Below are 9,894 nucleotides of genomic sequence, written 5' to 3' on the forward strand. Positions count from 1 at the left end.
CCTGTCCATGGTCTGCGATCGTGGACGTGATCTATCTGGACCTACCCGGCAATCAGGAGGCGGATACAGGTGGGCTGGTCTTCCTGGGCAGCCTGGGGGCGACGTTCCAGGGCAGCAGTTCTTCGATGCGATTGATTTTGTGATCAGCGATATGGGTCAAGACGTATTCGAGGTAGGCACGCGGATTGATTCCGTTGAGCTTGCACGTCCCGATCAGACCGTACATCGCGGCGGCCCGCTCGCCCCCGCTGTCGGAACCACAGAACATGAAATTCTTTCGACCCAGGCTTACACAGCGCAGGGCATTTTCAGCCAGGATATTGCTGATCTCGGCCTGCCCATCCTCACAGAACAGCATCAATTCGGCCCAGCGATTCAGCGAGTAGTTGATTGCGCCGGCGAGGTCCGATTTGCGCGACAGCGTCGCGAGCCTGGCCCTGATCTTCGTCTCAAATGCGATGAGCAACGGTTTGCTTTTCTCCTGCCGCACGCGCAGTCGCTCGGCAGTCGACGTACCGCGGATACCGGCTTCAATGCTGTAGAGCTCGCCGATCATCTCGAGCAGCTCCTGGGTGCTGTCGGTTAGCGTCATCGCGTGAATCTCGAAGTACCGTCTCCTCGCGTGGTCCCAGCAGGCTGCGTGACGAACTTTGCCAGTCGCGTACAGCTCCTTGAAGCCATCGTAGCCATCTGCCTGAAGGATGCCCTCGAATCCAGCGAGACGGGTCTGGGGATGGACTCCTTTGCGGTCGGACGAGTAGTCAAACCACACCGAGGCCGGTTCCGTCGAGCCCGAGCGACGATCATCGCGCACGTAGACCCACAGGCGTCCCGTCCGGGTCTTCTTGTTGCCTGGCGAGAGCACAGGGATTGGCGTGTCGTCCGCGTGCAGCTTGCTGCCGGCTATCGTGTAACGGCGCAGCGCCTCGGTCAGCGGACGGCAGAGCTCCTCACACTGGCCGCCGTCGCGCGCGGCAATCTCCGACTGGCGGTACAAAGGTGTATGGTCCGCGTACTTCGAGACCAGGATGTCCGCGAGCAGGCTCGGGTGGGCGATGCTGCGCTCGATCGGCAAGCCGGGCATCGGCGGCTGCGAGAACTGGGCGCAGCCGGTGCAGACCGCCTTGGGGCGGATCGTGCGAATCACCTTGAACGCGGCCGCGACGCGGGCGAGCTGTTCCGATATGTCTTCGCCAAGCAGCTGCATGGAATTTCCGCACAGCGGGCAGCTCGGTTCGAGTTTGAGCACGTGCTCGTCGCGCGACAGATGAGGGGGCAGCGCTTCCTTCGGGGACGTGTTGCTGCCGGGCGCGTTTGCCTGCGACGCGCGAGCGCGGCGCACATCGGCAACGCCGCGCCCGGCAGCCAGTTCCTCCAGTTCGGTCTCGAGCCGGGCGATCTGCCGGTCAAGCTGCTCGGACTTGCGGCCAAAGTGCATCCGCTTGAGCTTGTCGATCTGTGCCTTCAGCCGTTCGATCTCGAGGTCCCGCTCGGCCATGTCCCGCTGCAGACGCTCGATCTCGCCACCTTGTTCAGCAAGCGACGCGCGTTGCGCAAGCACTAACGCTTGCAGGGCCTGGACATCGTCGGGAAGATCGGCGCCGTTCGACATGTGGCGCAGTTTACGAGCCTTCCGTGCGGTTTACAACATCGAGAGTGTGGCCGTGCGGCGCGGCTGTCGCCAGTCAATGCCCTCGAGCAACATCGACAGTTGGGCTGCCGTCAGATGAACCTTGCCGCCATCGGCTTGCGGCCAGACAAAGCGGCCTCGCTCAAGACGCCTGGCAAGAAGCCAGAGCCCGTCCTCGGTGGCCCACAAAACCTTGACGAGATCACCACGGCGACCGCGAAAAATGAACACGTTGCCGCCCAGCGGATTCTCCTCGATCGCCGTCTGCACCTTTGCCGAGAGTTTCTGAAACCCGCATCGCATGTCTGTAAGGCCGGCGACCAGCCAGATCCGCGTGCCGACTGGAACCTGGATCACCGCAGGCACTCCTGCAGGAACAATTCGGCGCGCTCGAGCGGCAGGCCACGGATTCGCACGCGGCGTTTGCCGATCTCAACCTCGATCTCGCAGACAGAGGGCGGCACGTTGCCCTCCGTCGACGGCGCCTCGTTTGCCACAAGCTGTGCTGGGCGCGGCATCGGCACGGGCAGGTCGATCACGTTGACCGGCAATAAATCGGTGGATGATGTCGGCGCCGCTTCGACGCCCGGCAGCTTCAGCTTGCCTTCCCGATGCAGCCGCTTCCACTCGAATATGACGTTGGCGTTCATGTCATGCCGTCGCGCGACGACCGAGACCGACGTTCCTGGCTCAAGAGTCTCCTGGACAACCTGCTGCTTGAATTCGAGCGAATACACACGGTGCGTTTGGCGAGCCTTGGGGGATGCGTTCGACATCTCGGTAGGTCCTCTACAGTTCGAATCAATGCGGGCGATGATCTCGACGTCCGCTGCTTGTTCGAATCATGCGCCAAGCTCACGCGAGATGACGATCGGCCCTCGCGAGCCGCTTACATCTAAACCAGCGTCTCCGCTCGTTCGCAGCGGCCTTCCGTTAGCGTGGACCGCGTATGATTCGGCGTGCGCCACTTTCTAAAACGAGGAAACGCTTGCCGCGCGCCGGGATGCGCAACTCGGAACAGGTTTATGCCCGCGCTTCGCCGATCAGCTTCTCCAGCCGCACTGCAGTCACCTTATACTCTGGCGTATGCACCAGGCGGTCGCGCACCGGCGATGTCAATCGGTTCACGAACAGATCAGGACGGTGGAAGGTACTGAACAACTGTCCAGCTTGCATGGCAGGGGTGATGTGCACTGGCAGAATCGTCGTTCCGTAGCGGCTCGACACGCGCACCATCTCGCCTTCGGACACGCCGAAACACGCGGCATCGGCGGGTGCCATGTCGAGTGTGTCCGACGGGCGCAGCATGGCATTGCTGGTGCGGTAACTCATCGTTCCAGCGTTGAAATGATGTAGCGTGCGGCCTGTGGTAAGCAGCATGGGATACGAGGCATCGGGCTGCTCGGTCGTTGGTACGTACTCGATCGCGGCCAGCGTGGCGGTCTTCCCACCGACAAACTGCTCCCGATGCAACACGGGGGTACCCGGATGACATTCATCGGGGCACGGCCAGTGCAGGTCTTCGTGCTCCAGCCGCGAATACGTGAGGCCGGCGCCGTCTGGCCACAGCGCGCGCACTTCGTCCCAGATTGCCTGTGGTCCGGCGAACTCGAAGCCATGCGGCTTGCCCAGACGGGCCGCGAGCGCCTGGATGATCCACCAGTCCGGCCGTGCATCACCCGGGGCTGGAACGACCGCCCGGATACGCTGTACGCACCGGTCAGAATTCATGAACGTGCCATCCTTCTCGAAGAATGAGGCGGCCGGGAGGAATACCGTACCAAAGGCCTCGGCCGTCTGATTGAGAAACATGTCCTGCACGATCACGAGATCCAGGGCAGCCAGCGCCGCAGCGGTGTCGTTTCCATTCGCCAGGGAGAGCTGGATGTCGTAGCCCATCGCCCATAGAGCCCTGAACCGACCTTCCCGGGCCGCGTCGATCATCTGGAGCAGGTCAAGACCACGGCGGGGCGACAGCGGGGCACCCCACACCTGCTCGAAGCGCGCGCCGGCCTTGTCGATTGCCTGCGCGCCTGTCAGCGACACCGGATCGCAACCCATCTGAGCCGCGCCCTGCACGTTGTTCTGGCCACGCAGCGGATTGATGCCGGCACCGGGCCTGCCGAGGTTGCCGGTCAGCAGCGCCAGATTGATGAGTGCCATCACGCCTTCGCTGCCCTGCACGTGCTCCGTTATGCCAAGACCATGAAAGCACATGGATGGCTTGCCGCCGGCATAAAGGCGTGCGGCCGCACGAATCGCCGCAGCGGGGACGCCGCACGCTCCGGCGACGGTCTCCGGCATGTAGCGGGTGACATGCGCGGCAAAAGCATCGAAACCGGTTGCTCGGGCGGACAGGAAATCACGGTCGATGAGTCCTTCCTCGATCAGGGTCGCAGCCAGTGCGTTGAACAGCGGAATATTCCGGCCGGGGCGTACCGCCAGATGGACATCGGCCAGGGCCGCCAACTCGGTGCGGCGCGGATCGATGACCACGAGGCGTGCGCCCTGCAACACAGCCTGCCTGATGCGTGCGCCGACCACCGGGTGATTCTCGGTCGGGTTCGCACCGCAGATCAAGAAGGCATTCGCCTGCTCGACGTCGTCAAAGCTGTTCGTGGCAGCGCCGATGCCCAGCATGGTCTTGAGCGCCTTGGCGCTGGGGGTGTGGCACACCCGGGCGCAGCAGTCGACGTTGTGGGTGCCCAATACAACGCGGGCGAACTTCTGTGCGAGGTAGTTTTCCTCATTGGTCGCGCGCGCCGAGCCGAGCATGCCAACCGCGTCCGGCCCGTCACGCGCGGTAATCGCCTGCAACCGTGCGGCGGTGAAGTCAAGCGCCTCGTCCCAGCTCACCGTGTGCCACCGGCCGTCATGCCGAATCATCGGCCGCGTAATACGATCCGTCGCTTGGTTAAACTCGAACGCGTAGCGTCCCTTCACACACAAGTGGCCGCGGTTGACAGGGCTGTCGGCCGGGCGCACCGCCACCACACGGCCCTTAGCGGTCCCTGCGTCCATCTGGCATCCGACGCCACAGTACACGCAGGTCGTACGCGTCCATGCGGCTGCCTCGACGTGGACCCGCTTGTCGAACAACGCACCGCTAGGGCAACTGTCCACGCACGCACCACAGCTCACGCAGCCTCCGGTGAGCAATGTCGGCCCACTGACCGGCACGATGCGCGTGGCATCGCCTCGTCCCCGTGCCGCCCAAACGAACTGGCCCTGGACCTCCTCGCAGATGCGGATGCAGCGCTCACAATAAACACAGCGCTCCATCGCTACACCAAGATACGGATGAGTGTCGTCCTGAAACAGGCCATCCTCCCGTGCATCCCCCGGCTGTACCCCATACGCTGCGAGCAGACGATGAAATGGATGATGTGGCTCTGCAGCGCAAGCGGCCGACGGGTAGTGCGCGGCAATCAGCTCGAGGTTCGTACGGCGCAATGTGTCGAGTGCCTCGCTGCGGCTACGCACGACCATGCCATCACTTACCTGGCAAGAACAGCTCGGAACGGGCCGGGCCTGACCGTCCACTTCCACCACGCACAGGCGGCAGGACGCGGACGGTGTCAGGCGCTTGTCGTGGCACAAGTGCGGCACAGCCGCTCCGGCCGCTGCCAGTGCGTCGATCAACAGCGTGCCGTCCGCCGCTTCTCGAGGAATGCCGTCGATGGTCAACCAAACCATGTCTGCAGCTCCGCGCGATAGTGTCGCTGTACCGACAGGGCAAATTCCGCTAACCCACGTCCGTGGCCGCACAGGCTTGTCGCTGCAAGCGCATCAATCAGTCGCTGAAAGCGGGCAGCGTCGATTGACGCGCCTGCCGCTGCCGCGTCAACCAGTGCCGCCAACACTGGTGTGCCAAAGTGACAGGGCGTGCACTCGCCACAGGACTCGCGTGCGCCAAACCGGAACACCTCGGCAATGATGCTCATGATCGGCGTGTCGTCAGCAAATGCGATGACACCGCCATGGCCAACCGCGCAATCGATGGCCTGCATCTCCTCGTAGCCGAGCCGCGTGGCCAGCAGCTCCGGCGGCACGATGCCGGCGAGTGGCCCACCGACCATCAGTCCTTTGAGATTGCCTCGGCGTAATCCTTGACCGAGTTGGCCTACGATATCCGCCAGGGAGATGCCAAACTCCACCTCGTACAGCCCGGGACGGCGAAACAGCGAATTGAGCGAGAGCAGCTTGGTACCACGGCTGCGTGAGAATCCCAAGTCAGCATGTGCCGCTGCGCCGTGCGTGACGATCCATGGCAGCGAGCACAGGGTTTCCACGTTGTGCACCAGCGTGGGTGCACCGAAGAGGCCGTGGTGCGTGATCTGCGGCGGGCGTTGCCGCACTTCCGGACGGCGGCCCTCCAGCGCGTTGAGTAGTGCAGTCTCCTCGCCGCAGATATACGCACCTTGGCCCACCACCAGTTCCAGCTCGAATGCCGGCTGTAGCCACCCTGCAGCACGCGCCTGCTCCAACGCCTGTGAAACCACCTGCGCGGCAACCGGATACTCCTTGCGTAAATAGATGTAGCCGCGGCTCGCGCCCACGGCATACGCTGCGATTGCAGCCCCTTCAATGACCCGGAATGGGTCATCTTCAAGCAGCAGACGATCGGAAAACGCGCCAGGATCGCCCTCGTCTGCGTTCACGACCAGATACTTGATCGAGGCCGGCTCATTCACGACCGCCTGCCACTTGATTCCAGCCGGAAAGCCTGCTCCGCCGCGGCCACGCAGCCCGGCATCATGCACCATGCGCACCACTTCGTTCGGTGTCAGGGTTTGCGCGCTGGCGAACGCCACGCCACCGCCGCGTTCACGATACACGGCCAGGTCGCGGACACCGCCGGCCAGCACATTGTCCAGCAGGACCGTACGACGTGCGTGACTACCGATGTGTGGCCGAACGTCGTGCTTGCCGTCGCTGGGGCCGTCGTAGCATTTGCCCAGACAGTACACGATCGGCTTTTGACCGATTGCGGTCTGCCAGCGCTCCGGCCGGTTAGCGCGCGCAGCAAAACAGGCCAGCCCCGCACATGCGCAGTCGGCGATTGGGTGCTGGACAAGGTGGTAGAAAGCGTGCACGCCACCGTGATGTTGTGACGGTCTCACCGGATTCCTCATAAGAAAGACCAGCGACACTCTGCCCGTGCGTCTACGGCTGGGAATTTGTTCACCTTACCCTCGCGAAACCGGCGAACTTTGCGTTAGATCAAAACTCTGCGACTAGCCAGCTGCGCCGACAGGGAAGTTGGCATTCGTGCTGAAGTCTTGCACCGCTGATCAGGTCGCTGCACCCGAGGCGGATGACCTGCCTGGAGAATGAACGGCTCGTACATCACACGGGCGGCATCGACGTGATGGCATTTGCACACGCGTTCGGGGAGCACCAGATGCATTTCGATGATCGATGCTCGGCACCCTACCCTTCTGGCGGGTTTCTCGCAATAATGGCCGATAAAAATTGCCGCCTAAGACGTGCAGGATTCCTTAAGTGATCAATGAATAGAATTGCTCAGCGGATGTCCGGCCCATGCAGGTATCCTTCATCCTCCCTTTGGCGATCATGTGCATCAGTTCAATGCCACCGGGCAGGATGCGCGCGCAGTGAAAGTTCTTGAAGCCCATCATCGGCCGTGTTCGGCATTTGATGGCACGGTGGTCCTGCTGGACAACATTGTTCAGGTACTTCTGCTGACGGATCCTGATCGGTAGTTCACGGATAGCGTTGATATCGTTGAGTGCAGCTAGTGTTGTGAGTTAGAAATTCATTGAATAAATTGCTGCGTGTAGTAGTGTTTGGTGAAGCACGAACACGACGAGGCGGCGATGCGCGGACGACCGAAGGCGGAACTTGTTTTGAGCGATACGGAGCGCGATCAACTCACGGCACTGACGATGCGTCGCAAGACAGCGCAGGCGTTGGCATTGCGAGCGCGGATCGTGCTGGCCTGCGCCGGGGGCATCGACAACAAGACGGTCGCGACAAAACTGCGGGTGACTGAGCAAACTGTCTCGAAGTGGCGTGCGCGCTACGTGACGCACCGGCTCGATGGTCTGCTCGACGCGCCGCGTCCGGGTGCACCCAGATCGATCGAGGACGCTCGTGTCGATGCCGTGATCGCGAAGACACTGGAGTCCGTACCTACGGGAGCAACGCACTGGAGTACGCGCACGATGGCTCGGGAGATGAGCCTTTCGCAGACTGCGGTGTCGCGAATCTGGCGAGCTTTCGGCCTGCAGCCGCATCGGCAGGAAACCTTCAAACTTTCGAGCGATCCGCTGTTCGTCGACAAGGTTCGCGACATCGTCGGTCTGTACCTCGATCCGCCACTCAAGGCGATGGTGCTGTGTGTTGACGAGAAGAGCCAGATCCAGGCCCTGGATCGTACGCAGCCCATACTGCCGTTGGCACCCGGCATTCCCGAGCGTCGTACGCACGACTACATGCGCCACGGCACCACCACTTTGTTTGCCGCGCTGGACATTGCCACCGGCGAAGTCATCGGTGAATTGCATCGTCGCCATCGCAGCAGTGAATTCCTGCAGTTCCTGCGCACGATAGAGGCCAACGTGCCCGCCGATCTGGAAGCTCATCTGGTGATGGATAACTACGGCACGCACAAGACGCCTTCTATCAAAAACTGGTTCGCTCGACACCCGCGTTTCCATGTTCACTTCACCCCAACGTCAGCATCGTGGCTCAATCAGGTGGAACGATGGTTTGCTACGCTTACCGAAAAATACATCCGACGTGGCACGCATCGATCGACGCGGCAACTTGAAGAGGCGATCCGGCATTACCTCGACGTCAATAACGCGAATCCCCGACCGTTCGTCTGGAGCAAGTCAGCCGATGAAATTCTCGCGAGCCTCGAACGGTTTTGCGCACGGGTATAAACGGTATCGGGATGAACACCATGAACATCAATAAAGCTGCGATTGACGACACCGTTCTCGCGCTCCTGCATTTGACCTTGCATGACCACAACCGCGCCTGGAAAGGCTTCGATTGGGATTCCCTCAACCGTCTTTATGAGCGCGGCTTCATCGGCGATCCCGTCAACAAGACGAAATCCGTGGTACTCACTGACGACGGTTTGCGCGAATCCGAACGTCTCTTCAAGCAGCTCTTCAGCACTGCTGGCAATAAAATCGACTAATGAAACGAATTTCTAACTCGCGACACTAGGTTCGCCCCACTCTTACCGATCGTTACCTTCTCAGGTACGCCGTTTAGGGCGATCGCCTTTTCGAAGTAGCGGCGCGCAGCAGCCTGGTCACGATGGGCTCGCAGCAGGAAATCGACAGTGTTGCCCTCCTTGTCGACGGCGCGATAGAGGTATTTCCAGTCACCGTTGACCTTGATATACGTCTCGTCCATTCGCCAGCTTTTCCCCACCGGCCGCTTGTGCCGTCGAAACGCCTTCTCCAGTAGCGGTAGCAGCTTCAGCGCCCATCGATGAACCGTCGAATGATCGACCGCCAGGCCCCATTCGCCCATCATCTGCTCCAGTTGACGAAGGCTCAGCGGGTAGGCGACATACCAGCGCACGCAAAGCAGAATCACATCGATCGGGTAATGCAGTCGTTGAAGGTCGTATTTAGCTCGGGGATCATCGTTCACATCGTCAATTCTCACCCGGCCAGCATATCAGACCGCCTTGCTGCGACAGAACCGCTGAACATGCCGCGTTCAAAATCTGCCAGTGCGAAAGCGGCGCGTGCTGGCTCGCCTTACAAAAAGTTGAGTGTGCGCATCAATTGTGGTGCCGGCCCCTGGCGTGCACCCCGGCGCTATCTGCCTGAAGGTGCTTCAGGCGGTCGCACAGCTGCGCAACCTGCCTCTCCAAAATCGTGTCGCCAGGGCGTGCATCCAATATCGCATCGAGCCTGGATTTCCAGTATGCCGGGTCATCGACCGACACGCGGGGGAAAAGGTGAGCACGTGTACGCTCAAGGACAGAAATAGCAGCCCCAATGTGCGACAGTTCACGTTCCAGTTCGGTGTAAGCATTCATATTCAGCTGTACCTCACAGCGATTGGATGTTAACGAATTAGCGACGTGGCTGGCCGAGCCGCTGATCCGGACTCGAACTGTTGTCAAGGCTTACCGCGTTGCCCCCGTTACTTCTAGGGAAACGCTGATCAATGAGCCCGCCGCCGGTGATCCCGCGCATACGGCGCGCGATTTTTGAAACTGGAAGCCGTCGAGACAAATTTTGGGCACGTACACGAGCGAGTTCCTGAAT

General features: G+C 61.2%; 8 protein-coding genes and 2 pseudogenes. 2 read left to right on the plus strand and 8 right to left on the minus strand.

Annotated elements, in window-relative coordinates:
• Window positions 1-52: 52 nt before the first annotated feature.
• The 6 genes and pseudogenes from EPN59_RS00130 to EPN59_RS00155 all read right to left on the minus strand — a co-directional run.
• Entirely contained in the window at window positions 53-1,612 is a 1,560-nt protein-coding gene (locus EPN59_RS00130) for an IS66 family transposase (protein ID WP_293036420.1), read from the minus strand.
• A gap of 30 nt (window positions 1,613-1,642) precedes the next feature.
• Complete coding sequence (gene tnpB / locus EPN59_RS00135) at window positions 1,643-1,987, minus strand: IS66 family insertion sequence element accessory protein TnpB (RefSeq protein ID WP_293036418.1); 345 nt, start codon at window positions 1,985-1,987, stop codon at window positions 1,643-1,645.
• Window positions 1,984-2,406, minus strand: coding sequence for a transposase (locus tag EPN59_RS00140; protein WP_293036417.1), 423 nt, complete (start codon window positions 2,404-2,406; stop codon window positions 1,984-1,986). The genes tnpB and EPN59_RS00140 overlap by 4 nt, the downstream gene beginning before the upstream one ends.
• Window positions 2,407-2,653: 247 nt before the next feature.
• Entirely contained in the window at window positions 2,654-5,326 is a 2,673-nt protein-coding gene (fdhF, locus tag EPN59_RS00145) for a formate dehydrogenase subunit alpha (RefSeq protein WP_293036415.1), read from the minus strand.
• On the minus strand, window positions 5,314-6,753 hold the full coding sequence (locus EPN59_RS00150) for an NADH-ubiquinone oxidoreductase-F iron-sulfur binding region domain-containing protein (RefSeq protein WP_293036414.1): 1,440 nt from the start codon (window positions 6,751-6,753) through the stop codon (window positions 5,314-5,316). The genes fdhF and EPN59_RS00150 overlap by 13 nt, the downstream gene beginning before the upstream one ends.
• A gap of 378 nt (window positions 6,754-7,131) precedes the next feature.
• Window positions 7,132-7,392: pseudogene (locus EPN59_RS00155) on the minus strand (DDE-type integrase/transposase/recombinase); the annotation flags it as partial.
• Between the two features lie 78 nt (window positions 7,393-7,470).
• Between EPN59_RS00155 and EPN59_RS00160 the strand changes: the two are divergent.
• Window positions 7,471-8,541, plus strand: a complete 1,071-nt coding sequence (locus tag EPN59_RS00160; RefSeq protein WP_293036447.1) for an IS630 family transposase — start codon at window positions 7,471-7,473, stop codon at window positions 8,539-8,541.
• A 20-nt stretch (window positions 8,542-8,561) separates the two neighbouring features.
• Window positions 8,562-8,804 (plus strand): DUF6429 family protein, encoded by a 243-nt coding sequence (locus EPN59_RS00165; RefSeq protein WP_293036412.1) that lies wholly within the window; start codon window positions 8,562-8,564, stop codon window positions 8,802-8,804.
• 26 nt (window positions 8,805-8,830) lie between these two features.
• On the opposite strand, the pseudogene EPN59_RS00170 reads toward EPN59_RS00165, so the two are convergent.
• Window positions 8,831-9,268 (minus strand): annotated as a pseudogene (locus tag EPN59_RS00170) (IS6 family transposase); the annotation flags it as partial.
• Window positions 9,269-9,401: 133 nt separating this feature from the next.
• The gene (locus EPN59_RS00175) at window positions 9,402-9,662 is read right to left on the minus strand and encodes a hypothetical protein (RefSeq protein ID WP_293036411.1); all 261 of its coding nucleotides are present in this window, start codon (window positions 9,660-9,662) and stop codon (window positions 9,402-9,404) included.
• Window positions 9,663-9,894 lie beyond the last annotated feature (232 nt).

The sequence above is a fragment of the Paraburkholderia sp. genome (assembly GCF_004298475.1).
Lineage (GTDB): Bacteria > Pseudomonadota > Gammaproteobacteria > Burkholderiales > Burkholderiaceae > Paraburkholderia > Paraburkholderia denitrificans.